The organism is Actinospongiicola halichondriae, assembly GCF_049103745.1.
Lineage (GTDB): Bacteria > Actinomycetota > Acidimicrobiia > Acidimicrobiales > Salinilacustritrichaceae > Salinilacustrithrix > Salinilacustrithrix halichondriae.
In genome coordinates, this window is the sequence record NZ_CP171622.1 from 2,948,828 (window position 1) to 2,973,556 (window position 24,729).

Genomic DNA, 24,729 nt, shown 5'->3' on the forward strand with positions numbered 1-24,729 from the left:
AAGGCCGGGGGGTCCCTCGCGGCGAGGCGACAGGAGAATCGAACGCGATGACGATCCACACCAAGTCCATGGTCCGAGGAGCGGCCGGCCTGATCGGCATCGGGGCGTTGCTCCCGATGGCGATGGGCACCGCCGGGGCGCAGGCCGAGGAGGCGATCCCCTTCGAGTTCTCCGGTGAGGTCGAGGAGTGGACCGTCCCCGAGGGCGTCGAGTGTGTCGACGTCGTCGCGATCGCCGGCCGTGGTGGCGACGGCGGCCCATACGCCGGCTTCGCCGGCGGCGAAGGTGGCGACGGCGCATCGGTCGTCGCGACGCTGGAGGTCATGCCGGGCGATGTGTTGTCCGTGCTGGTCGGTGGCCGAGGTGGTGACGGTGACACCAGTGCCGACGAGTTGCGCGCCGATTCGTTCTCCGGGTTCCGTGGTGGGCCTTCCTCGAACGGTGGACTCGGTGGCATCGAGGACGGTGGCAACGGCGGGGGCGGTGAAGGCGCTGGTGGTGGTGGCGGCGGCGGCATGTCCTACGTGCTCGTCGACGGCGCTCCGGGAGTGATCGCCGGTGCAGGCGGCGGCGGCGGTGCGGCCGGGCCTGCCGAGAACGAGGACGGCGGTGACGGTGGTGCTGGTGGTGACGGCGGTGAAGTCGGGACCGACGGTGGCGACGGTGCGACCATCGACACCAGCGAGGGGCCGGGGACCTGGGGCAGCGGCGGCGGCGGTGCGACAGCCACGGAGCCCGGAGCTGCAGGCACGGTCCTCGGCGGCAGCGAGCCGCCGGCCCAGTTCCTCCCCACCGCAGGCAGCGACACCGAAGGCGGTGCCGGTGGTTCGTTCGGTGACGGCGGGGGCGGCGGCGGCGCCGGGCATCTCGGCGGTGGCGGCGGTTACGCGGGATACATCTCCTCCGGAGCCGGTGGTGGTGGCGGCTCGAGCTTCGGCCCCGCCGGCAGCGTCTTCGCGACGGGGGTGGCCACGGCCGACGGGAACGGCTCGATCGAGCTCACGCCCTGCGCGTCCAGCGCCACGACCACGTCGACCACCTCGACCTCGGCACCTGATGGCGACGTCGACGCAGCTGGCGAGACGCCTGCGGCGCAGCCCGTACGGGCGACGCCGACCTTCACCGGCTGAATCGGCGGATGACCGGCGGCCTGGTCGGTGGCCCATGACGTGGCCACCGACCGGACTGCACTGTCACCCCTCGCACGTAGCATCGACGAGGTGAGTGCTCCCGGACCCCAGTTGCTCGGACGCGGCGTCGTGACCGCCGGGGGCGCCATCCCACCGGCATGGGCCGACGCCGTGGTCGTGACCATCGACGAGGATGTCCTCGCCGAACCCCGCGACACGGTCGAACGGCTGCATGCTGCGTGGAGCGACCGCACGCCGGTCGTCGTCGACCTCCGCGTCGACCCCGTCGAGTTCCGTCGCCCGATGACCTATGTGGTCCAGCCCTGGGAGCTGTCGCCCGACTTCGAACTCCTCCACGATCGGCTCCACTTCCTCGTCTGGAACAACAACTACGACGCCAGATCCGGCACACCGATCTGGTGGTGGGGCCGCAAGGCGGCACGGATCGACGGGACCGCGTCCGACGAGATGACGCCTCCGGCCGACGGCGACGTCGTCCTGTCGGACGGAACGGTCGGCTGGGTCGACGGTGGACCACCGGATGACGTCGATCCAGCCGCGCTCGACGGCGCCGCCCTGATCCGTGCCGAGTCGGTCGACAGCGGACGGGTCGACCGGGTGCCGGCGTGGATCGCACCAGCGGCAGAACTGGCCGCCGATCAGTTGGCCGCGGTCGAGCACCGAGGCGGGCCGGCGCGGATCATCGCCCCGGCCGGGTCGGGCAAGACCCGAGTCCTCACCGAGCGCCTCCGTCACCTGCTGGCCGATCGCGGCCACGACCGCTCGGGCCTCCTCGCCGTCGCGTACAACCGCAAGGCGCAGGAGGAGATGGCGACCCGGACCGAGGGGCTGCACGCTCGGATCCAGACCCTGAACGCGCTGGGCTACGAGATCATCGGTCGCCGGATGGGCGGTCGGCCGAACATGATCGACGAGCGCGAGGTGCGGCGACGGCTCGAACCCCACCTGCCGAAGATGCAGCACCGGCTCAACACCGACCCCATGGCTCCGTACCTCGAGGGTCTCTCGATCGTCCGACTCGGGCTCGCCGATCCCGAGGTGGTCGAACTCGAGGCGGATGCTCCCGGCCTGGCCGGAGCGGTCGAGCCCTACCGAGCCGGCCTCCGCCGTGACAACGTCCTCGACTTCGACGAACAGATCGTCCACGCCATCGAGTTGCTCCTCACCGACGGCGAGTTCCGCCGGGCTGAGCAGGCCCGGCACCGACACCTGCTCGTCGACGAGTTCCAGGACCTCACCCCTGCCCACGTCCTCCTGCTGCGCATCCTCGCCGCTCCCGGATTCGACGTCTTCGGTGTCGGCGACGACGACCAGGTCATCTACGGCCACGCCGGCGCGAGCCCTCGGTTCCTGATCGACTTCGCCGAGCTGTTCCCCGGCGGCCACGAGCACGCCCTCCAGGTCAACTACCGCTGCCCGCCCGCTGTCGTCGACGCGGCGCGCCACCTCCTCGCCTACAACGACCAGCGCGTCGACAAGACGATCGAAGCTGCACGCCCCGACGCGGATCCCGGCGCCCTGACGGTCACGACCCACGCACCCGACCAGGGCGCCGTCGCGCTCGTCGAGGCCGTCACCGCTGCGCTCGACACCGCCGGCGATCCGTCCCATGCCGCGGTGCTCGCCCGCACCAACTCCCTGCTGCTGGCACCTCACGTCGCCCTCGTGGGCGCCGGCGTGCCGGTCACCTCGGTGCTCCGCGAGAACGTGCTCGACCGCGTCGGGCTGCGGGCCGCGTTGGCGTGGCTACGGATCGCCGGCGATCCCGGGGCCATCCGGTCCCAGGACCTCGTCGAGGTGTCGCGACGTCCCAGCCGGGGCTTCCCACGATGGATCGACAAGTGGCTCGGCCGGTGCACGTCGGGCCACGAGGTCGCCAAGGCCGCCGAGCGCATCGACGACGCTCGCGTCGCCGACAAGATGCTCGATCTCGCCGAGGACATCGAGAAGCTGTCCCAGGAGTCGGGCGACACGACGCGCGAGCGACTGCAGTTCATCCGCGACGAGATCGGCCTGGGCGACGCCATGACGTTGCTCGACGGACGACCCGGTGCCGAGGGTTCGTCACATCTCGACGACCTCGACGCGCTGCTCCAGGTGGCCGACATCCAGTCCGACCCCGATCTCTTCGAGACCTACCTCCGTCGCGCGCTCCAGGCCGACCGGGCCGAGGACGGCGCCGGCGTGACGCTGTCCACCGTCCACCGGGTCAAGGGTCGCGAATGGCCCCACGTGGTGGTCTTCGGCGCCAGCAACGGCATCTTCCCGCACCGACTCGCCGTCGACGTCGAGGAGGAGCGGCGGGTGTTCCACGTCGCCATCACCCGCGGCATCGACTCGGTCACGGTCCTCGTCGACCGCGACCGTCCCAGCCCGTTCATCGGCGAACTCGACGGCTCGGCGGCCCGACGGCCGGCCCGCCAGGTCGTGGCGAGCCGATCGGCCCCGGCGACCGCACGCGCTCCGGGCAAGGCGGCGAAGGCCAAGGGGTACGACGACGTCGAGCTCGAGGGCGAGGACCTGGTCGTCTTCGAAGAACTCCGGAAGTGGCGCGCCGAGACGGCCAAGAAGCAGGGCGGGCCGGCGTTCACCGTCTTCAACGACGCCACCCTCAAGGCCACGGCGAAGGCCCGCCCCGACTCGCTTCGGGCGTTCAGCAAGATCAAGGGCGTGGGCCCGACCAAGCTCGACAACTACGGCGACGACGTCCTCGAGATCGTCCGCCAGTTCGCCTGAGTAGCGAGGCGCGCGCCTGCCGTCCATACTGCCCTCCATGGCAGCGGCCGACGAGGAGATCGACGACGACTTCCGCTGCGCGCCCTGGACCGCAGCACAGGGCTTCGACCCGATCGGCTCGGCGACGACGTTCGACCGACTGATCACGATCGAGGTGCCCGGGCCGTGGCCGTCCGACGTCGCAGCGCTCGAGTGGATCGCCCCGCTGGAGGTCCCGTCCGGGACACGGGTCCAGGCGATCGTCCCCGAATCCGGTCGGACCGACGGCACCATCCTGTTGACGCGATGGGAGCGTGTCGACGCCCGCCTCCGGGGCATCGACTGCCTGGTCGCCGCAGACGACGTGACCGAGGCCCTCGCCGCGCTCGTTGCCGGCGACCTGCCCGAAGGCGAGATCACCGAAGCACCGGACGAGATCCTCATCTGCAGCCATGGCACCCGCGACCGATGCTGCGGCGGTCCGGGGACCCGCCTCGCCGTCGAGACCCGCGCCGCACTGCCGGCGATGCGAGTCCGGCGCACCAGCCACCTCGGTGGCCACCGCTTCGCACCGACCGCGCTCACCCTCCCGGACGGCCGCATGTGGGCGTTCCTCGACGCTGACGCCCTTGCCGGCATCGTGCAACGCGACCTGCCCGCCGGCGAAGCACGGGAGTTCTACCGAGGCAACGTCGCGCTCGATGCCTGGGCCCAGGTGGTCGAGGGCGCCGTACTCGACGAGTGCGGCTGGGCCAACGTCGACTTCGACGAGGTCGCGGCGACATCGGAGGTGGACGGCGACCAGGCCGCGGTCACGCTCTCGTGGACCACCGCCGGAACCACCGACGAGCGCACGGCCACCGTGGAGATCGCCGGCCGGTACCCGGTGCTGCAGTGCGGGCTCGCTCCCTCCGCCGCCAAGAAGCAGTCGCCTGAGTACCGCATCGTCGGATGAGCCCCGCGTGAACGACGACAGTCCCGGCGCTGCGAGCCGGTCACGTCTGCGATCCCTGGCCCTGTTGGCCATCGTCCCCACGATGGTCGACGTCGTCCTCCTGGTGGTGTTCCGCCAGAGCTTCGGCTGGCCGCTCATCGTCGCCGACACGTCGTCGATCGCACTCGCGAGCACGACGTCGTTCGTCCTGCACCGTCGCTCGGCCCTGCGCCACAGCCCCTACTCCCGCTGGGTGCGCACTCCCAACGCATTCCTGCTCGTCGCGGTCGTCGCCGGAGCGATCGACGTCGCCGTCCTCCGCTTGGCGTTCACCACCACCGGCTTCACCACCACCGCCGGGCTCGTGGCCGCGAAGGCGATCGCGATCACGGTGTCGGTCGTCATCCGTCTGATCGGCTATCGCTCGATCCTCGGCGAACTCGTCCACCGCGACCGACCCACCCAACCCGGCCCGCCCGTCCACGGTCGCAACCGCTTCACCGTGGTCGTCCCTGCGTACCGGGAGGCGGAACGGATCGGTTCCACCGTGCGAGCGATCGCCCAAGAACTGCAGGACATCGCAGCCGACGGAGGCCTCGAGATCATCGTCGTCGACGACGGATCCGGCGACGCCACGCCCGATGCGGCGCTCGACGCCGGTGCCGATCAGGTGATCGTGCTGCCGCAGAACCGGGGCAAGGGCGGCGCGGTGCGCGCGGGGATGGTGGCGTCGACGGGACGTACCGTGGCGTTCACCGACGCCGACCTCGCCTACGACCCCCCGCATCTTCGCCGACTGCTCGAGGCGATCGAGTCGGGCTGGGACGTCGCCATCGGCAACCGGCGCCTGCCCGAGTCGGTCGTTGCCCGGGCCAACGGGCTGCGGCGGATCGGGTCGTCGATCGTGAACCGACTCTCGGGCGCCGTACTGCTGGCCGCGCCGACCGACACCCAGTGCGGCCTCAAGGGGTTCCGGGGCGACGTCGCCCGCGATCTGTTCCGTCGAACCCACGTCGACGGCTTCGCCTTCGACATCGAGGTCCTCCACCTCACCGAGCGGGAGCAACTGTCGCTGACGGAGATCCCGGTGACCCTCGACGAGACCGGAGCGTCGTCCACCGTCAACATCGCCCGCGACGTGGTCCGACTGGTCATCGACATGGTACGGATCCGCATCCGTTCGACCCGCGGCGGCTACGACCGAGCGGCCATCGACCACCCCGTCACCTGATCCCGGGTGCGGCGATCCCGGGGGCGGCGACCAGCGCGCTACGTACCGATCGGCACGTTGCATGTCGTTTTCGACGCCTTACGTACCGATCGGCACGTTGCAAACATCGGGGGCCAACCAGCGCGCTACGTATCGATCGGCACGTTGCATGTCGTTTTCGACGCCTTACGTACCGATCGGCACGTTGCAAACATCGGTGGTGCGGCGCCGGCGACGTGAGGATCGGGGTCACTCGGTCCAGTCGGTCTGGTCGTCGCGGGTGGGTTGGCGGCCGGTGCGCAGTGGGCTGAGGGGCGCATCGACGAGGAGGATGCGATGTCGGGCGGTCACCAGATCGCTCGACCACGCCCGCCAGTCCCGCAACCCGGGGTCGCCGCCGGGAAGATGCCCGTCCTCGAACCGTGCCCAGTCGTCCCACGTCGGGAACGACCACAGCAGGATGCACTCGTCGTCGTCGACCATGGTCGTGACGAACGCTCCGACGAGGGAGCACCCGAAGGCCCCGTACACCGGGACGGCTCGTTCTCGTACCAGGTCCAGGAAGTCCCAACTGGAGCCTGCCCGCACCGAGATCGTCTCGTGGGCGTACGCGACCCCACCGGCGCCCGATGCACACAGGTCGTCGATCGACGGACTCCACGGCGCCGGCTTCACCAACCGGTCGAATCCGCCGCTGCGGAACTCGTTGGCCTTGGCCCACCACTTCTCGAGCGCAGGATCCTGGGCGCCGGGTCCCACGGCCTCGCCGGCGAACGACGCGGCCAGGCCGGCGAACCCGCGCTCCTCCCAGATGTTCACGACCTTCGGCCAGGGCCCGGTCGACCCGAGAACGCTCCACATCCCGAAGAGCTTCTGATCGCGCGTCTCCTGTGCCAGCGGGCTCCAGTTCGCCGCCATGTGATGCATGTAGTCGGCCCGGTGGTGCCCACGGATGTCGATGACCTCGTGGATGTAGACCCGATCGTTGATCGGCTCCGTCATCGGTTCGGGTCCGTCATGGCGAGCGGGTCGATCCACTCGTCGAACTGCGCTCCCGTCAGGTGACCGAGCGCCAGCGCGGCTTCCCGGAGGGTCGTGCCGTCGGCGTGTGCCTTCTTGGCGATCTCGGCCCCCTTGTCGTACCCGATGTGCGGGTTCAGGGCGGTGACCACCATGAGGTTGCGACGGAGGTGCTCGTCGATCACGGCGAGGTTCGGCTCGATCCCGGTGGCGCACTGGTCGTCGAAGCTGCGACAGGCATCGCCCAGCAGCGCGATCGACTCGAGCACGTTGTGCGCCATGACCGGCTTGTAGACGTTGAGCTGGAAGTTCCCCTGGCTGCCCGCCATGGCGACCGCGGTGTCGTTCCCGAACACCTGGACGGCGACCATCGTCAGGGCCTCGGCCTGGGTCGGATTGACCTTCCCCGGCATGATGCTCGACCCGGGCTCGTTGGCCGGGATGACCAGCTCGCCGATCCCGTCGCGAGGACCGGAGGCGTACCACCGCACGTCGTTCGCGATCTTCATCAAGGCTCCGGCCAACGTACGCAGACCGCCGCTCGTCGTCACCAGAGCGTCGTGCGCGCTCAAGGCGGCGAACGCATCGTCGGCGGTCCGGAACCCGTGCCCCGTGAGGCGGGCCAGCTCGGCAGCGGCTCGATCGCCGAAGTCGGGGTGGGCGTTGAGACCCGTCCCGACGGCGGTCCCGCCGATCGCCAGCTGCAGGAGGCCGTCCTCGGTCCTGCGGACGTCGGCCAACGCCGCGTCGAGCTGCGCCACCCATCCACCGATGACCTGGCCGAGGGTCACCGGCGTGGCGTCCTGGAGATGGGTCCGTCCGACCATCACGACGTCGGAGAACTCGGCGGCCTTTGCCGCGAGCGTGTCGCGCAGCTCGCCGACGCCCGGGTAGAGGTGACGATGGAGTTCGAGCACGATCGCCACGTGCATCGCGGTCGGGAACGTGTCGTTGCTCGACTGCCCCCGGTTCACGTGATCGTTGGGATGCACCGGGGTCTTCGAGCCCATGACGCCACCGGAGTGTTCGATGGCTCGGTTCGAGATCACCTCGTTGGCGTTCATGTTCGTCTGGGTTCCGGAGCCGGTCTGCCACACGACCAGCGGGAAGTGCTCGTCGAGGTCGCCGGCGATCACCTCGTCGGCTGCGGCCACGATCCGATCGGCGATCTCGCGGTCGAGTGTCCCCAACTCGGCGTTGGCCGTCGCTGCCGCCCGTTTCACCAGCCCGAACGCCTCGATGATGGGCCGGCCCCACACGAAGCGGTCGCGTCCGATCGGGAAGTTGTCGATGCTCCGCTGCGTCTGCGCACCCCAGTAGCGCGACGACTCGACGGCGATCTCGCCCATCGAGTCGGTCTCGCTGCGGGTGTTCACCGGCCGTCCTCGCAGGTGGCCCGCACGTCGACGGCCTGGAGCATCGACGCGACCTCGGAGCCGTCGCGGCGGGCGACCCATGCCCCGAAGGCGTCCTGGAACCGAGTCCGCTTGAAGTCGTTGGTGTAGAGCACTTCCCAGCTCGCGCCCAGCAGCCACAGCGGATCGTCGAGCGCGGCTCGCATCGCTTCGAGCTCGGCCGCGTCGTTGAGCTCGAGGCGGAGGTCGGGTCCTGCGGTCTTGAACGTCCAGTTCACGGTCGCCTCCTAGGCACGCAGCGACGCGGCACGGTCGCGGAGTTCGAACTTGCGGACCTTGTTGCTGGCATTCATCGGGAGCGAGTCAACCACCTCGACCAGTCGGGGCACCTTGTAGTTGGCCATGTTGGCCCGACTCCAGGCGATGACCTCGTCGACGTCGACGGTCATGCCGGCACGCGGGATCACGAAGGCCGCGCACACCTCGCCCATCCGCTCGTCCGGCACCCCGACGACCGACACCTGCGCGACCCCCGGGTGCGACGAGAGGATGGCCTCGACCTCGGCCGGATACACGTTGAAACCGCCGGTGATGAACATGTCCTTCAGCCGGTCGGTGATCTTGATGTTCCCGTCGGCGTCGAGCACGCCGACGTCGCCGGTGTGCAGCCACCCGTCGGCGTCGATGGCCTCGGCCGTCGCCTCCGGGTTCCCGATGTAGCCGAGCATGACGTTGTAGCCCCGTCCCCAGATCTCGCCGGGCACGCCGGGCTCCGTCGGCACGCCGTGCTCGTCGACTGTGATGACCTCGACGCCCTCGATGGCTCGGCCGTCCGACGCGGAGATCAACTCCAGCGGGTCGTCGTGACGGTTCATGGTGAGGATCCCGTGGGCTTCGGTCAGGCCGTAGCCGGTCACCACGGTCTCGAAGCCCAACTCGTCGCGCATCCGAGACAGCAGCTCGACCGGGACCGGAGCGGCACCGGTGACCGCGAGTCGCAGCGACGAGAGGTCGCGGGACGAAAGGTCCGGATCGTTGAGGATGATCTGGTAGATCGCGGGCGGTCCCGGGATCATCGTGATCCGCTCGTCCTCGATGCGCTTCACGACCGACGGGACGTCGAACACCGGATGCGGGACGATCGTCGCGCCACGCAGGATGCACGCCAGGATCCCGGCCTTGAGCCCGAATGCATGGAAGAACGGGTTCACGATCAGGTGCCGATCGTCCGAGCGCAGGCCGATCACGTCGGTCCAGGCCCAGAACGCCCGGATCGATGCCTCGTGGCCCATCATCGCCCCCTTCGGCGCACCGGTGGTGCCGGAGGTGAAGATGATGTCGCACATGTCGCCACCCTCGACGGTGGCGAAGCGGGCGGCGACGTCGTCACTCGATGCTCCCGCGGCACGCTCGAGGAACCCGTCCCACGCGACGACATCGACCCCTTCGACCGTCCGGGTCGGTCCTCGGAAGACCACGATCTCCTCGACGCAGTCGGGGATGCCGCCGTCGGCACCCTCGAGCAACGCCACGTAGTCGGTGTCCAGGAAGTCGGTGACGGTGAAGAGCAGACGCGCTCCGCGGTACGGAGGTTGTAGGCGCCCTCATGGCCCTTGAAGCGGGTGTTCATGGTCGCCACCGCGGCCCCGACCCGTTGGACGGCGAGCGCGGCCACGACCCACTCACCGATGTTCGGCGACCAGATGGCGACGCGGTCGCCTCGCTCGATCCCACTCGCGAGGAGTGCCCGAGCGGCGACATCGACCTGCTCGGCGAGTTGCGACCACGTCCAGCGCACGTCGTCGTCGACGAGCGCCTCCTGGTCGCCCCACTGTTCGACCGCACGATCGAGCGCCTCGGGGATGGTCTTGGGGAGCACGTCGCTCATGCCCACAGCCTGCCTCAAATCTGACGCGCCGTCAGACGCTGTGGCGCATACGGTGCTGGGCATGACCGATGGATCGGAACGGGACTGGGCACGACCGGTGGTCCACTGGTCGCTCGACGCCATCGACCCGACCGCGCAACGGGCCTTCTACCTGGCGATGTTCTCCTGGGACATCGGCGACGGCCCGTTCATGGACGTCCCCGCAGGCTTCGGCGGTCCGGAGCCAGGACCCGGCGGCCACATCCAGCAGGGCGATCGCCCCGGGGTGACGCTGTACGTCCAGGTCCGAGACCTGCGCGAGTCACTGGACCGTGCCGTCGAACTCGGCGGAGCGATCGTCGCCGAGCCGTTCCAGTTCCCCGGCCAGCCGACGCTCGCACAGATCCGCGACCCCGAAGGCAACGCGGTGATGCTCGTCCAGCAGTGACGGGGCGAGCTCAATCCAGCGTCTCGTAGCGACGGACCGACTCGCTCGCGGGGTCGATGCATGCCCGCAGTGCGGCCACGGCCGGAGCGTCGGACCGCAACGCGGCTTCGGCGTGATCGGCGGAGTACCAGAGCGTCTCGACGAGCCAGACGTCGCCGTCACGCGCGGTGGTGCGACGGGCGAAGCCCTCCTGGAACGGCGCGAACTCCTGCTGGACCCGGCGGTCGGCGTCGAGGAACTGCGCCTCCGACACGCCGTCGGCGAGTCGGAACGTGTGGTGCTCGATGGTCACGGGACCACCGTATGCGACATCGCTCTACGCTCTCGCCGTGCACGCCTTCGCCTTCCTCCGTGGCATCAACGTCGGCGGACGGCGACCCAAGAAGGACGAGTTGGTGGCAGCGGCCGACGGGCCCGAGTTGCACCACGTGTCGACGTTCCTCGCCAGCGGGAACCTGCTGTTCGAGACCGCGACCGAGCCGACGGCGCTGGCGGCGACGCTGGAGGCCAGGCTCGGCGAACGCCTCGGCTACGACGTGGCGTGCTTCGTCCGCACGCTCGACGAACTCCGATCGATCGTCGACACCCTGCCCGTCCTCGGCGCGGACGAGAAGCACCAGGTGGCGTTCTTCCAGGACACCGTCGACGAGAGGACACGGGCCGCCTACGCCGCCGCTGCCGGCGAGACCGACGTGTTGCGGTGGCGGGACCGCGAACTCGTCTGGACCCACGTGGGAGGCATGCTCGACTCGCCCATCGGGAACGCCATGCCGAAGCTGACCCCGCCCACCAACACCGTTCGTACCGGCAACACCGTCGAACGGCTGGTCGCGAAGTTCGCCTAGCGACGTCGGCGGGGCGTCGCCGCCTCGAAGGAGGCGAGGAACCGCCGGGCCGGTCGGGGCAACACGAGACCCATCACCCCGCACGTCGACGACCCGTCCCGGAAGTCGAAACGGAGCCGGCCCCGCTCGACGCCCGAGCCCACGAGCTCGACCGAGACCACCTCGTCGAGGGGCACCGACAGCTCGATCGAGCACGAACGGTCGGACCGTTGCGTCGCCACGACGGCGATCCGGTTCTTCGTCAGCAGCACCTCGTGCTGGGCGTCGGATCGCAGCGTGTCGGCGAGGCGCTGCGCCCACGAGCCGGTCTCGGGCGCACCAGGATCCTTGGGTGGGGTCATCAGTTCGTAGACGAGGGGCGTCTCGCCACGCGCCAACCGCTCTCGGATCTTCTTGGGGACCGGGTTCCCCACTCGCTCGGCCATCGGACCTCCTCGATGCGACCGTAGGGCGTCGAGTTCCGCCCACGACGCCACACGTTCTACATTCGAGGATCTGACACACCGTCAGATTCGAGCCGATCGGCTCGCACGCCAGACTCGGAGCCCCATGGAACTCGCACCCACCGCAGAGGAAGCCGCCTTCCGGGCTGAGCTGCGCGCCTGGCTGGCCGAGACCCTCCCCACGTTGCCCCCCAAGCCGGAGGACCGTGAGGACTGGGAGGCCAAGTCCGACTACGAACGGATGTGGCAGCGGACCCTGTTCGACGCGGGCTACGCGGGCGTTTCCTGGCCGGCCGAGTACGGCGGCCGCGGCGCCACACCCGCCGAGGAACTGATCTTTCTCGAGGAGACCGAGGCCGCCGGTGCTCCCTATGTCGGCTGCAACTTCGTCGGCACGCTGCACGCTGGCCCGACCATCGGCGCCGAGGGGTCCGACGAGCAGAAGAAGGCGTACCTGCCCGGCATCCTGCGCGGCGACGACATCTGGTGCCAGGGCTTCTCCGAGCCCGAGGCCGGGTCCGACCTCGCATCGCTGCGCACCACGGCGTATCTCGACGGCGACGAGTACGTCGTCAACGGCCAGAAGATGTGGACGTCGAACGCCCAGGTCGCCCGCTACTGCGAACTGCTGGTGCGCACCGACCCCGACGTGAAGAAGCACGCCGGCATCACGTGGTTGGTCATGCCGATGGACACACCGGGCATCGAGGTCCGGCCACTCAAGTCGTTGACCGGCGGCCCCGAGTTCAGCGAGATGTTCCTGCACGACGTCCGGATCCCGGTCGCCAACCGCGTCGGCGACGAGAACGACGGCTGGCGCGTCGCCATGGTGACCTTCGGCTTCGAGCGGGGCACGGCGTTCGTCTCGGAACTGCTCGGGTCGATGGCGCTGGTCTCCGACCTCGTCACCGTGGCCAAAGAGTCCGGGCACTGGGACGACGCCGGCATCCGACACAGCCTCGCCCGCGTGTCCGCCGAGCTCGACGCCCAGTGGGCCTACACCAAGCGCAACGTGAGCCGGGCCGCTCGTGACGGCAACACCGGCGTCGGCGGCTCGATCTTCAAGCTCGGCTACCACGAGACCCGCCACCGCATGGGCGACCTCGCCATGCGGATCCTCGGCCGCCAGGGGTTGGCCATGGGGACACGGGTCAGCGCGGAGGACCACGTCGAGGAACGGCTCTACGCCTTGTCGCTGTCGATCGCGGCCGGCACCGCCCAGATCCAACGCAACATCGTCGGCGAGCGCCTGCTCGGCCTGCCCCGGGAGCGCTGATGGACTTCCTCCTGTCCGACGACCAACTCGCACTGCAGTCCGAACTCCGCCGGTTCCTGACCGACCGTGTCGACCACGACCTCCGGACCGCAGCGGCCGAACTCCCCGGCGCCGTCGACCGTTCGCTGTGGAGCGAGTTGGCGTCGATGGGCGTGTTCGGGATCCACACGGCAGAAGCCGACGGCGGCGTCGGCCTCGGCCTGGCCGAGGCGACCATCGTCTTCGAGGAGCTCGGCCGGGTCGCGATGCCGGGCCCGACGATCTCGACCTGCCTTGCGGCGACGCTCGGCGCCGAGGGCGCGATCGACGGCTCCGCCGTGGTGGGCCTGATCCGTGCCGACACGCTCCTCGTCGAGCACCTCGACGGACTCGACACGCTGCTCGTGCACCACGATGGTCTCGTCGAACACGTGGAGACCCCCGAAGGGATGCTGCTCCCTCGCCCGCTCGACCCGCTGACGCCGGTGTCCCAGGTCGATGCGATCCCTGCCGGCGACGAGATCAGCAACGCCGGCGAGCGGGTCATCCGCGAGGGGCGCCTGCTCGCTGCGGCTTTCCAGGTCGGGCTCGGCCAGGCCGCGGTCGACCTCGGCACCGAATACGCCGGCCAGCGCCAACAGTTCGGCAAGGTGATCGGCAGCTTCCAGGCCGTGAAGCACCTCCTCGCCGATGCGGTCGTCGCCGTCGACATCGCCCGTGCCGGCGTCCACGCTGCAGCGGTCGCACTCGACGAGGACTCCGACAGCGACGCCCGGGTGATGTCCGTCGACGCTGCCCGCCTGGTCGCCTCCGAAGCCGCGCAACGAGCCTGCGAGGCCTGCATCCAGGTCCACGGCGGCATCGGCTTCACCTGGGAACTCGACGCTCACCTCTTCCTCAAGCGCTCGCTCGCGCTCGACGCCACCTTCGGCACCGTCCACGCATCGCACGACGCCGTCGCCGCCACCCTCTGACCCCACTCGACCCGAAAGCCACCCGTTCTGGTGAACGGATGCGTCACCTCATGGTGTCGTTCGATCACCAGAACGGAACTGTGAGGAGAACATCATCATGGGAATGCTCGACAACAAGGTCTGCATCGTCACCGGAGCGGGACACGGCATCGGCCGTGCCCATGCGATGGAGCTGTCGAAGCACGGCGCCAAGGTCGTGGTCAACGACGTCGGGGGTTCGGTCCACGGTGAGGGCACGGGCAAGGACGCCGACCTGACCGTCGACATCATCACCGAACGCGGCGGTGAGGCCGTGGCCAACTACGCCGACGTGGCCGACCACGACGCCGCGGCCGAGATGGTGGCCCAGGCCGTCGACACCTGGGGCCAGCTCGACGTGCTCGTCAACAACGCCGGCATCGTGCGAGACACCGCCATCTGGAACATGAGCGAGCAGGACTTCGACTCGGTCATCCGCGTCCACCTCCGTGGCTCGTGGGCGCCGGCCAAGCACGCCGCCATCCACTGGCGAGCGCGGGCCAAGGCGGGCGAGTCGTTCACCGGCCGCGTCATCAACACCACCTCGGGCGCCGGCCTCGTCGGCAACTTCGGTCAGACCAACTACGCCACCGCCAAGGCCGGCATCGCCGGCTTCACCCAGACGCTCAGCCTCGAACTCCACAAGCTCGGCGTCACCGTCAACTGCGTCGGACCGGCAGCCGCCACCCGGATCACGGGCACCATGCCCGGCGCCCCCGAGGTCATCGAGGCCGACGACGTCGCCGAGGACGAGTGGAACCGCATGGACCCCGCCGTCTCGTCGCCGCTCGTGGCGTGGCTCGCCTCCGACGAGTCGCAGATGGTGACCGGCCAGGTCATCCGGGCCGTCGCCGAAGACATCGTCTGGATGAAGTCGTGGGCCGAGGGCCCGAGCATCAGCAACGGCGGCAAGCGATGGGATGCGACCAAGCTCGGCACCCAACTCGCCACCGACGTGTTCGGCGTCCGCACCCCGGGCCTGCGCTACTGAGGCCGAGCGACCACTAGCTGCGCGGACGGATCGGGTCGGGCATGGCCCGCTCGCCCCGCGACGCCAGCACCGCACCAGCGATCACGAGCGTCACACCGGCGACGGCCAGTCCGGTCACCTGGTCGTCCTTGAACGCGACGCCGAGACACAAGGCCACCACCGGGATCAGGTAGGTGATCAGCGACGCCCGGGTGGCCCCGACCTTGCCGACCAACGTCCCCATGATCACGAAGGCCAGGCCGGTCCCCAGCGCGCCGATCACCACCACCGACACGGCCGGGCCGCCTTCCCAGGTCGAATCGCCCACCGACACCACCCCACCGGGCAACGTCCAGAGCGCGGCGAGCGCCAGCATCCGAGCCATCAGCGGCAACGAGCCATAGCGCTGCTGGAGCGGCACCGCGAGGTTGGCCGCCACGCCGTAGCAAGCGCTCGCACCGAGGACCATGACGATGCCGAGCCAGGCGTTGTCACCCTCCCCACCCTGACCGAGCGAGATCGAGACCACGCCGGCCATGCCGATGGCGAGGCCGGTGATCCGGGTCCGGCCGGGAAGTCGTCGGGCGATCGTCCCTGCGGCGATCGCAGCGAAGATGGGCGTGCTGCCGTTGAGCATGCCGGTGACCGCGGAGTTGATGTGCTGCTCGGCGAGCGGGAACAACGTGAACGGGACGGCGACCCACACCACCGAGAGCCCCAACAGACGCGGCCAGTCGGCACGATCGATCCGCACCCGCGCTCGTGGCAGGACGTTGAGGACGGCAGCACCGAGCGCGACCCGAGCCCACGTGATGAGTCCGGGCTCGATCGCCTCGAGTGCGATCGAGATGAAGAGGAACGACGAACCCCAGATCAGTGAGATCGAGGCGAACAACCCCCAGGCCGCCGGGGTGAACACGGCCTCGTCGGCGTTGGCAACGCGCTCGGTCTCGCTTGGTGTCCCAGTCACGAGCGCAGGCTACGAGGCCGCCCGGTCACGAGTCTGCGGACTCGACCGGATCGATGACCTCGTCGCGCGACGAGCCCTCGTCACGGCGCACCCACATCACTCGCTGGGGGAACGGGATCTCGATCGACTCCTTGTCGAAGCGGTCCTTCATCCGTCGGTTGAGTTCGCGGGTGACCTTCCACTGCTGGCCCGGCTGGGTCTTGATGACGAGGCGGATCGTGATGCCGTCGGCGCCGAGCGACTGGACGCCCCACACCTCGGGCTCCTCGAGCATGTCGACCTTCCACTCGTCGGCGTGGAAGACCTCGTCGGCGACCTCCTTCACGACCTCCATCGCCCGGTCGAGGTCGGTGTCGTACGCGACATCGATGTCGAGCAGCGCACGTGCCCACTGCTGGCTCATGTTGCCGACCCGACGGATCTCTCCGTTGGGGACGTGCCACACGGTGCCGTTGACGTCGCGCAACCGAGTCGTGCGGAGGTTGACCACCTCGACCGTTCCCTCGGCCTCACCGACGTTGATCACGTCGCCCACGCCGTACTGGTCCTCGGCGAGCATGAACAGTCCCGACAGGAAGTCCTGGACCAATGACTGGGCACCGAAGCCGAGCGCCACACCGATGATGCCGGCGCCGGCGATGAGTGGCGCGAGGTTGATGCCGACCTCGGACAACGCGAGCAGGGTTGCGATCGAGTAGATCACGATGCTCGCGACGCTCTTGAGCACCGACCCGATCGTCTCGGCTCGGGCTGCCGCTCGCAGCGGGTACACCTCCTGCGTCGACCGGAGCGCCTTCGGGGTCATCTTGGTCAATCGCGCCTTGCGCTCACGCGCCTGCGTGTCGGACAGCTCGGCGACCGACTTCTTGATCACCCGCCGGATCACGCGGTTGACGATGATCGCCACGACGAAGATCAGCAGGATCCGCAACGGGGCCGTCGTCAACCAGTCGGCGCCGCGGGCGACGACGCCGTTCTGGGTCCACTCGAAGACGTTCCGGCACACGAGACCGGCTTCGTCGACCGACTCGACCTCGCAGGCCTTGTTGATGGCCTCGTCGGTGACGTCGAAGAGCTGACCGGGGAACTGGGCGAGGATCACGACAACCGACCGTATCGCCGGATCCGGGCGATACGAACGGACCGGTAGGTTCCCCGCCATGGCAGACGACCTGTTCCTCGGAGAGACCGTCGACCCCGCATCGCACGAGCGGACCGGCGACCGGTTGGACTACGACCCGGCCGACCTGACCACCCATGGCGTCATCGTGGGCATGACGGGGTCGGGCAAGACCGGCCTGGGCGTCGTCCTGCTCGAGGAGGCGCTCCGCAACGGAATCCCCACCCTGGTACTCGATCCCAAGGGCGACATGACCAACCTCGCCTTGCGCTTTCCGCGTCTGTCACCCGAGGAGTTCGGCCCGTGGGTCCCCGAGGGGTCCGACGCCACCGAGACCGCCACGATGTGGAAGGACGGGCTCGCGTCGTGGGGGCTCGACGGCACACACGTCGGCGCGCTCGCCGACAACTCCAACGTCACCGTCTACACACCCGGCTCGTCGGCCGGCGTCCCGCTCAACGTCATCGGTTCCCTGGCCGCTCCGGCCACCGACGACGAGGAGGCCATGAACGACGAGATCGAGGGCCTGGTCAGCGGGCTGCTCTCGATGGTGGGGATCACGGCCGATCCGCTCTCGTCGCCCGAGCACATCCTGCTCACCAACCTGGTGGCCCGGGCGTGGACCGACGGGAAGTCGCTCGACCTCGGTCAACTCGTGCAGCAGATCCAGGACCCGCCGATCCGCAAACTCGGCGTGCTCGAACTCGACTCGTTCTACCCGGCCAAGGAACGCACCAAGCTGGCGATGAAGCTCAACGGCCTCCTCGCCTCGCCGTCGTTCGCCGCGTGGGCCGAAGGCGTCCCGATGGACATGGACCAACTGCTGTCCACCGGGAGCGGACCTTCGGGAACCGGTGCCGCGTGCTCGGTCATCTACCTCGCCCACCTGTCGGAGGAGGAGCGCCAGTTCGTCGTGACCCTCCTGCTCTCGAAGCTGGTCACGTGGATGCGAGCCCAGTCGGGCACCCCGAACCTGCGAGCGCTGGTCTACATGGACGAGGTGTTCGGCTACGTCCCACCGTCCGCAGCGCCGCCGGCCAAGAAGCCGATCCTCACCATCCTCAAGCAGGCCCGGGCATTCGGCGTGGGCATGGTGCTGTCGACCCAGAACCCGGTCGACCTCGACTACAAGGCGATCTCGAACGCCGGCACCTGGATGATCGGCCGGCTCCAGACGGAACGCGACGTCGGGCGACTGAAGGATGGCCTCGAGAACTCGTCCGGCGACGTCGACGTCGATGCGCTGACGGGCACGATCTCCGGGCTCGGCAAGCGCGAGTTCGTGCTCCACACCACCAAGGGCAAGGAACCGCGGGTGTTCACCACGCGCTGGGCGATGGACTATCTGGCCGGTCCGCTGACCAAGGACCAGCTCGGCTCGCTCCCGGGGCAGCCTGACGAGGCCGCCGTCTCGTCCGCTGCCACGTCCGACAGCGCGGCCACCGTGCCCGCCGCCGATCGTCCGGTCGAAGTCGGTGACGACGAGGTCTCGGTCGCCCCCGAGGTGGCCGACGGCGTGACCGTCCGCTGGGTCGACCCAGCAGCACCATGGCTCCCCGAGGTCGGCGGCGACCCCGAATCGACCTCGTATCGAGCTGGCATCGCCGCCCGAGTCGAACTCCTCTTCGACGAGACCAAGGCCGACCTGCGCCACTCGGAGGAGTTCGAGTGCGTCGTCGTCGAACTGGGCGACACGTTCGACGCCGACGAGTTGGTCGCCGTCGACTACGACGACCGTGACCTCCGCGAGGCAGCACCGGAGCGCGCCGCCTACCGACTGGGCGATGCACCGATCGACACCAAGTCGTTCTTCACCGCTGCCGAGAAGGCCATCAAAGACAAGCTCTACCGCGACCAGACGCTGACGATCCGGGCCAACGCCGCGCTGAAGCTGTACTCCCGCCCCGGTGAATCCGAGGAGGACTTCGCCGCACGCTGCGAGGCTGCCGCCGATGCCGGTGCCGACGAGGACGCCGCCAAGATCCGCAAGCGCCTCGAGTCGAAGATGGGCACCGTCCAGAAGGCCATCGAGCGTGAGCAGATCCGGATCGACGAGCTCGAGTCCAAGGCATCGGACTCCAAGCAGCACGAGCTCATCTCCGGCGCCGGCGACCTGCTCGGCTCGCTGCTCGGTGGCAAGAAGTCGGCGAAGTCGATCCTCGGCAAGGTCAAGGGCGTGTCGTCGCGACGCAAGCAGTCGTCGGCGGCCGCCGATCGGGTCGAGGCCGCGCTCGCCAAGGTCGAACAGAAGGAGATGGAGCTGGGCGACCTCGAGGCCGAGCTCGCCGACGCCATCGCCGACATCGCTGCGGAGTGGGACGACAAGGCCGCCGAGGTCGAGGAGATCGAGGTCGGGCTCGAGAAGACCGACATCTCCGTCACCCAACTGGCCCTCATCTGGCTCCCCCACTGAAAATTTCGTCGGTCGCTCAGGAGTGTCCTGAGCAACTGACGCAAGAACCGAGGCGGGGGGTTGTTGTCGGAGGGCGTCGTTAGGGTCGCTCACGTGACCCTCACTGCACCACCACGTCCCTCTCGGGCCGATGTCGAGCGAGAGCTCGGCGAGCACGTCCGTGCGTTGGCCGGCCCCGATGCGGTCCCCCGGCCCGAGCAGATCGCCGCGGTGTCCGCCGTGGTGGCCGAGGGGCGTCGGACGCTGTTGGTCGCTCGCACGGGGTTCGGCAAGTCCGCCGTGTACTTCTCCGCCACCCGGATGCTGCGCGACCGCGGCTGGGGGCCGACCGTGGTCGTCTCGCCGCTGCTGGCGTTGATGCGCGACCAGGTGTCGTCGGCCCAGAAGCTGGGGCTGGCGGCCGAGACGATCAACTCGTCGAACACCGACGACTGGGACCGGATCGAGGAGGCCGTCAACGACGACCGCGTCGACCTGTTGCTCATCTCCCCGGAGCGTCTGGCCAACGCCGGATTCCGCGACCGGGTCTTCGACCTGTTGCGTTCGCGCCCGATGGCGCTGGTGTGCGACGAGGCCCACTGCATCTCCGACTGGGGTCACGACTTCCGACCGGACTACCTCCGCCTGCGGCGCCTCCTCGACGAGCTCCCGCCGTGGACACCCGTGCTCGCGACCACTGCCACCGCGAACCAGCGCGTCACCGACGACGTCGCATCACAACTCGGCGCCGACACGTTGGTGCTCCGGACGTCGCTCGACCGCGAGGCGCTGCACCTGTCGGTCGTCGACCTCCCCGACGACGCTCACCGCCTGGCGTGGGTCGGCGAGCACCTCGACGAGATCCCCGGCTCCGGCATCATCTACACGCTGACGCAGCAACAGGCAGCAGAGACGGCCGAATGGCTTCGCAATCGGGGCCACGACGTCGAGGCGTACACCGGGGCGACCGAGCCCGAGCGACGCATGGCCCTCGAGGACGAGCTCCGAGCCAACCAACGCAAGGCGCTGGTGGCCACCTCCGCCCTCGGTATGGGTTTCGACAAGGGCGACCTCGCCTTCTGCGTCCACCTCGGCCTCCCGCCGACGCCCGTCGCCTACTACCAACAGATCGGCCGTGCCGGACGCGCCCTGGAGCGGGCCGAGGTCATCGCACTCCCCCGTCCGGTCGAGGACGCCGCCATCTGGCGATGGTTCGAACAGGTGAGCCTGCCTGCCGAGTCGACGTGCGACGAGGTCCTTCGGCAGCTGTCGCCGACGCGTCCGACCTCGGTGCCGACCCTCGAGTCGGTGGTCAACCTGGGGCGCTCCCGCCTCCAGACCCTGCTCAAGATCCTCGAGGTCGACGGAGCGATCACCGCGGTGAAGGGCGGCTTCATCCTCACCGACACCGACTGGCGCTACGACGCCGACAAGGCCGAGCGGCTGCGGACCCTCCGGCGCGAGGAGTCCGAGCAGATGCTCTCGTTCGCCGACCGACCCGGCTGTCGGCTGCGGTTCCTGCGCGAGGCGCTCGACGACACCGAAGCCGCCGACTGTGGACGCTGCGACCGCTGCCTCGGCACGTCGCCCGACCTCACGCTCGACGCCGACCTCGTCGACGAGGCCACCCGGCACCTGCGATCGGGCGACGTCGGCATCGAACCCCGTCGCCAGTGGCCCGCCAAACTCGACGAACCCAAGGGCCGCATCAAGGCCGAAGACCAGGCCCGATGGGGCCGTGCCCTGTGCCGGGTCGGCGATGGCGGCTGGGGGCCGGTGATCGACGAAGTCCTCTCGGGCGATCGGCTCCTCCACACCGACATGATCCGGGCCGTCGCCGCCGTGTTGAAACGGTGGGACTGGGACGAACGACCGGGGTGGATCTGTCCGATCCCGTCGCGCCGCCGCCAGGGAGTGATCGACCGGTTGTGCGACGGGTTGGGCCAACTCGGCAAACTCCCCGTGCATCCCGCGCTCGTCCGCGTCGGCGACGGCGGCGGATTCCAGGCCGACCAGGCCAACTCGGCCCACCAGGTCGCCAACGTGTGGGGGAACCTCGCGGTCGACCCGGGCCTCCTCCCGCCGGCGCCGATCCTCGACGGACCGGTGCTGTTGGTCGACGACGAGTGCGATTCGCGCTGGACGCTGACCGTGGCCAACCAACTCCTCCGTGGAGCCGGTTCAGGGCCGGTGCTCCCCCTCGTACTCCGGTGTCGCTGACGAAGAGCGAGCGAGCTTCCACCAGATGCTCGACACCAGCAACAGCCCGACCCCGCTCATGGCCCCGGTCCACAGGATCGGGCGGGGCTCGTTGACGGTGACGACGCCAGCTGCCCCGAAATCACAGCGATAGGTCAGCGGCGGCTCCCACTCCGGACCGGTGACCGACGGCTCTCCCGACGGGATCTCGACGCTCGTGATGCAGTAGTCGTCGTCGAACTGGGCGAGGCCGTACCACCACACGCCGTAGACCACGGCCACCGCCGCGACCGTGGCAAAGCAGGCGAGCAGAAACCGTCCGGCGCTCCTCACGGGCTCGCCACCGATGGCGCCGGCCCTGACGAGCCTCGATCCATGCCTGAACGGTACCCCCACCGCGTTTCTGACGCCGCGTCAGAAACTGGCAGACTCGGATCCGTGACCGACACCACCACGAGCTCTCGCGGACCGCTCTCCGGGATCAGGGTCATCGAGTCGTCGATGCTCGGCCCCGGCGGCATCAGCACCCACCTGGCCGACCTCGGGGCCGATGTCATCAAGGTCGAGTCCCCCGCCGGCGACTACATCCGGCAGATGTCCTGGCCGATCATCGAGGGCGAGTCGCTCCTCCACTGGCACATCAGTCGAGGCAAGCGGTCCATCGTCCTCGACCTCAAGTCCCCCGAGGGCGTCGAGATCTACAAGGAGCTGGTCAAGGACGCGCACGTCGTCGTCGAGGCCATGCGTCCCGGCGCGCTCGAACGTCTCGGACTCGGCTACGACGAACTGCGTGCCGTCAATCCCGCCGTCGTCTTCTGCACCATCTCCGGCTACGGCTCCACCGGCCCGTACAAGACCCTCCCCTCGCACGGCATCGCCTACGACACGTGGGCCGGCGTCGTGAAGCCCGAGTACGACGAAGAGGGCTTCCCCTTCATCCCGGAGCACGTGTCGATCGGCATCAACGCCGGACCCGTGTTCGGCGCCCTCGGCATCCTCGCCGGTGTCGTCCAGGCACTGCAGACGGGTGAGGGCTGCCAGCTCGAGATCGCCCAGTCCGATGCCGCCGCATCCATGGACTGGTTCCGTTCGGAGACCTACAAGGCCTACGAACGCCCCGAGTCCGAGGTCACCGGTAACAAGGCCGACGACTACGAACGGCGCGCTCCCGGCACGGCAGGCATGAAGGGTGGCGTCCGCTACTCGATCTACGAGTCCAGCGACGGCCACATCATCTTCATGTCGTCCGAGCAGGCGTTCTGGAAGAACTTCTGCCAGGCGATCGGACGACCCGACCTGTTCGAGAAGTGGCCCGGCAGCCAGTACGCCGATCACGCCCGAGGGAACCGGGAACTGCAGGCGATCCTGGCCGAGGTCTTCAAGACGAAGTCCACGCTGGACTGGACCTACTTCGGCGACGAGCACAACGTGCCCATCGCACCGGTCCACACACCCGGGACCCTCGCCGACGACCCCCAGTTCCAGGACCGTCTCGGCTTCCTCCCGGCCAGTGAGCACGGCGCCGACATGCTCCCGTCACCGATCAAGATCGTCGGCCAGGAGCTGCCCCCGCCCCGCAAGGCGCCGACCGTCGGTCAACACACCGACGAGGTCCTGCGCGACGTGCTCGGCAAGACCGACGCGGAGATCGCCGCCCTGAAGGCCAACGGCACCACCACCTGAGCCCTGGCCCGACGACGGCCAACATCCACCAACAACTCCGTTCTGGTGAACAACGGCGCCACCTGGTGGTCACAACTGGTCACCAGAACCATCAGGGTGGGTCAGTGGAGGTCGGCGGCGGCCTGGCCGAACTTGTCGAGTGACGACGGGTCCTTGGCGAAGAACTCCTCGGCGAAGTAGAGGATGAGCCGGTCGGCGACGCCCTCGTACTTCTCGCCCAGCGCGTCGGCGAGACCATCCCACGTCGCCTCGACCGTGAAGTGCTCGAGCATCTCGTCGGTGATCACGGCGGCCATGCCCATGAGGTCGCCGGCCTTGAGCTTGTCGTTGAGGGCCGACGAGGTCCCCTCGAAGCCCAACATGTCGAACAGGAACGAGTAGTTCTTGGTCGAGCCGTAGAAGCCGAGTTGGAAACGCGCTCGGTCGCGCCACGGGGCGCGCTCTTCGTCGGTGTCGCCCACGACGGTGAAGACCGGGACCGACAGCGTGAGGTCGTCGACGGATCGCCCCGCGCCCTCGGCGCCGTCGCGGAGACCGGGCAGGAGCCGCTCGTCGAGATACTGACGCGAGTGGAACGGGTGCACGTGCACGCCGTCGGCCACCGCTCCGGCCATGCGGACCATCCATGGTCCGACGGCGGCGACGTCGACCGGCGGGTCGGCGGCCTCGATCGCACCGGGCGACCACATGGCCGGGAGCAGCGAGAGTTCGTGGTACTCGCCGTCGAAGGCCAGCGGCTCGTCGCCCCGGAACGCGGGGAAGATCGCCTTCACGGCTTGGATGTATTCACGCATGCGCGGCCCCGGCGGATCGAACTCGACGCCGTATCGACGCTCGATGTGTGCACGCACCTGGGTACCGAGGCCGAGGCGGAACTTGCCGTCGGTGAGGTCCTGCAACTCCCACGCCACCTTGGCGGTCACCATCGGGCTACGAGGGAACGCCACCGCGATGCCGGTCGAGTACTCGAGCGATGGAGCGGCGAGCGCCGCGGCAGCGACCGACAGGTACGCCGTCCGACCGGACTCGACGAACACCATCCCGTCGAGTCCTGCCGCCTCGACGGCCCGGGCATAGTCCTGGACGTCGGGGAGCTTGCGGCCGGCGGCCATCACATGGAGTTCCATGTCCGGAGTCTGCCGTGTCGCACGTGGCTACGT

22 protein-coding genes and 1 pseudogene are annotated in these 24,729 nt (G+C 69.2%); 12 read left to right on the forward strand and 11 right to left on the reverse strand.

The window, feature by feature from the left end:
* Window positions 1–47 precede the first annotated feature (47 nt).
* The 4 genes from AB8619_RS14520 to AB8619_RS14535 all read left to right on the forward strand — a co-directional run bounded on the left by AB8619_RS14520 (window position 48) and on the right by AB8619_RS14535 (window position 6,031).
* Window positions 48–1,130, forward strand: coding sequence for a hypothetical protein (locus AB8619_RS14520; protein ID WP_436793350.1), 1,083 nt, complete (start codon window positions 48–50; stop codon window positions 1,128–1,130).
* Window positions 1,131–1,220: 90 nt separating this feature from the next.
* A complete protein-coding gene (locus AB8619_RS14525) occupies window positions 1,221–3,887 on the forward strand; it encodes an ATP-dependent helicase (RefSeq protein WP_436793351.1) in 2,667 nt (888 codons plus the stop codon).
* Window positions 3,888–3,924: 37 nt separating this feature from the next.
* Window positions 3,925–4,821 carry a sucrase ferredoxin gene (locus AB8619_RS14530; protein ID WP_436793352.1) on the forward strand — a complete coding sequence of 299 codons (897 nt, stop codon included), beginning with the start codon at window positions 3,925–3,927 and terminating at the stop codon, window positions 4,819–4,821.
* A gap of 7 nt (window positions 4,822–4,828) precedes the next feature.
* Window positions 4,829–6,031, forward strand: a complete 1,203-nt coding sequence (locus AB8619_RS14535; RefSeq protein WP_436793353.1) for a glycosyltransferase — start codon at window positions 4,829–4,831, stop codon at window positions 6,029–6,031.
* A 228-nt stretch (window positions 6,032–6,259) separates the two neighbouring features.
* Here the strand turns inward: AB8619_RS14535 and AB8619_RS14540 are convergent, their stop codons facing one another.
* From AB8619_RS14540 to AB8619_RS14560, 5 genes and pseudogenes are all read right to left on the reverse strand, one after another.
* Window positions 6,260–7,012, reverse strand: a complete 753-nt coding sequence (locus AB8619_RS14540) for an NIPSNAP family containing protein (RefSeq protein WP_436793354.1) — start codon at window positions 7,010–7,012, stop codon at window positions 6,260–6,262.
* Entirely contained in the window at window positions 7,009–8,406 is a 1,398-nt protein-coding gene (gene fumC, locus AB8619_RS14545; RefSeq protein WP_436793355.1) for a class II fumarate hydratase, read from the reverse strand. Before fumC ends, AB8619_RS14540 begins: the two co-directional genes overlap by 4 nt.
* Window positions 8,403–8,663, reverse strand: a complete 261-nt coding sequence (locus tag AB8619_RS14550; RefSeq protein ID WP_436793356.1) for a hypothetical protein — start codon at window positions 8,661–8,663, stop codon at window positions 8,403–8,405. The genes fumC and AB8619_RS14550 overlap by 4 nt, the downstream gene beginning before the upstream one ends.
* Before the next feature lie 9 nt (window positions 8,664–8,672).
* Window positions 8,673–9,917 (reverse strand): AMP-binding protein, encoded by a 1,245-nt coding sequence (locus AB8619_RS14555; protein ID WP_436793357.1) that lies wholly within the window; start codon window positions 9,915–9,917, stop codon window positions 8,673–8,675.
* A gap of 104 nt (window positions 9,918–10,021) precedes the next feature.
* Window positions 10,022–10,396: pseudogene (locus AB8619_RS14560) on the reverse strand (AMP-binding protein); the annotation flags it as partial.
* On the opposite strand from AB8619_RS14560, the gene AB8619_RS14565 reads away from it, so the two are divergent.
* Window positions 10,335–10,700, forward strand: a complete 366-nt coding sequence (locus AB8619_RS14565) for a VOC family protein (RefSeq protein ID WP_436793358.1) — start codon at window positions 10,335–10,337, stop codon at window positions 10,698–10,700. The pseudogene AB8619_RS14560 and the gene AB8619_RS14565 overlap by 62 nt on opposite strands.
* Before the next feature lie 10 nt (window positions 10,701–10,710).
* On the opposite strand, the gene AB8619_RS14570 is transcribed toward AB8619_RS14565, so the two are convergent.
* Complete coding sequence (locus AB8619_RS14570) at window positions 10,711–10,992, reverse strand: hypothetical protein (protein WP_436793359.1); 282 nt, start codon at window positions 10,990–10,992, stop codon at window positions 10,711–10,713.
* Between the two features lie 37 nt (window positions 10,993–11,029).
* Here AB8619_RS14570 and AB8619_RS14575 point away from each other — a divergent pair, with 37 nt between their 5' ends.
* Window positions 11,030–11,545, forward strand: a complete 516-nt coding sequence (locus AB8619_RS14575) for a DUF1697 domain-containing protein (protein ID WP_436793360.1) — start codon at window positions 11,030–11,032, stop codon at window positions 11,543–11,545.
* On the opposite strand, the gene AB8619_RS14580 is transcribed toward AB8619_RS14575, so the two are convergent.
* Window positions 11,542–11,970: a hypothetical protein gene (locus tag AB8619_RS14580; protein WP_436793361.1), complete on the reverse strand. Its 429-nt coding sequence runs from the start codon at window positions 11,968–11,970 to the stop codon at window positions 11,542–11,544. The two genes, AB8619_RS14575 and AB8619_RS14580, sit on opposite strands and share 4 nt — an antisense overlap.
* A 124-nt stretch (window positions 11,971–12,094) precedes the next feature.
* Between AB8619_RS14580 and AB8619_RS14585 the strand changes: the two genes are divergently transcribed.
* The 3 genes from AB8619_RS14585 to AB8619_RS14595 all read left to right on the forward strand — a co-directional run bounded on the left by AB8619_RS14585 (window position 12,095) and on the right by AB8619_RS14595 (window position 15,226).
* On the forward strand, window positions 12,095–13,264 hold the full coding sequence (locus AB8619_RS14585) for an acyl-CoA dehydrogenase family protein (protein WP_436793362.1): 1,170 nt from the start codon (window positions 12,095–12,097) through the stop codon (window positions 13,262–13,264).
* Window positions 13,264–14,217 carry an acyl-CoA dehydrogenase family protein gene (locus AB8619_RS14590; RefSeq protein ID WP_436793363.1) on the forward strand — a complete coding sequence of 318 codons (954 nt, stop codon included), beginning with the start codon at window positions 13,264–13,266 and terminating at the stop codon, window positions 14,215–14,217. Before AB8619_RS14585 ends, AB8619_RS14590 begins: the two co-directional genes overlap by 1 nt.
* A 94-nt stretch (window positions 14,218–14,311) precedes the next feature.
* Window positions 14,312–15,226, forward strand: coding sequence for an SDR family NAD(P)-dependent oxidoreductase (locus AB8619_RS14595; protein ID WP_436796389.1), 915 nt, complete (start codon window positions 14,312–14,314; stop codon window positions 15,224–15,226).
* Between the two features lie 13 nt (window positions 15,227–15,239).
* Here the strand turns inward: AB8619_RS14595 and AB8619_RS14600 are convergent, their stop codons facing one another.
* Window positions 15,240–16,175, reverse strand: a complete 936-nt coding sequence (locus AB8619_RS14600) for a DMT family transporter (protein WP_436793364.1) — start codon at window positions 16,173–16,175, stop codon at window positions 15,240–15,242.
* Window positions 16,176–16,200: 25 nt separating this feature from the next.
* On the reverse strand, window positions 16,201–17,277 hold the full coding sequence (locus AB8619_RS14605; RefSeq protein ID WP_436793365.1) for a mechanosensitive ion channel family protein: 1,077 nt from the start codon (window positions 17,275–17,277) through the stop codon (window positions 16,201–16,203).
* Window positions 17,278–17,335: 58 nt separating this feature from the next.
* On the opposite strand from AB8619_RS14605, the gene AB8619_RS14610 reads away from it, so the two are divergent.
* On the forward strand, window positions 17,336–19,708 hold the full coding sequence (locus AB8619_RS14610; RefSeq protein ID WP_436793366.1) for an ATP-binding protein: 2,373 nt from the start codon (window positions 17,336–17,338) through the stop codon (window positions 19,706–19,708).
* 93 nt (window positions 19,709–19,801) lie between these two features.
* On the forward strand, window positions 19,802–21,907 hold the full coding sequence (locus tag AB8619_RS14615; protein WP_436793367.1) for a RecQ family ATP-dependent DNA helicase: 2,106 nt from the start codon (window positions 19,802–19,804) through the stop codon (window positions 21,905–21,907).
* Here AB8619_RS14615 and AB8619_RS14620 read toward each other — a convergent pair.
* Window positions 21,869–22,168, reverse strand: coding sequence for a hypothetical protein (locus tag AB8619_RS14620; RefSeq protein ID WP_436793368.1), 300 nt, complete (start codon window positions 22,166–22,168; stop codon window positions 21,869–21,871). The two genes, AB8619_RS14615 and AB8619_RS14620, sit on opposite strands and share 39 nt — an antisense overlap.
* A 156-nt stretch (window positions 22,169–22,324) precedes the next feature.
* Here AB8619_RS14620 and AB8619_RS14625 point away from each other — a divergent pair, with 156 nt between their 5' ends.
* Window positions 22,325–23,569, forward strand: a complete 1,245-nt coding sequence (locus tag AB8619_RS14625) for a CaiB/BaiF CoA transferase family protein (RefSeq protein WP_436793369.1) — start codon at window positions 22,325–22,327, stop codon at window positions 23,567–23,569.
* A gap of 101 nt (window positions 23,570–23,670) precedes the next feature.
* Here AB8619_RS14625 and AB8619_RS14630 read toward each other — a convergent pair whose 3' ends face one another.
* Complete coding sequence (locus tag AB8619_RS14630) at window positions 23,671–24,696, reverse strand: TIGR03617 family F420-dependent LLM class oxidoreductase (RefSeq protein WP_436793370.1); 1,026 nt, start codon at window positions 24,694–24,696, stop codon at window positions 23,671–23,673.
* Window positions 24,697–24,729: the final 33 nt, after the last annotated feature.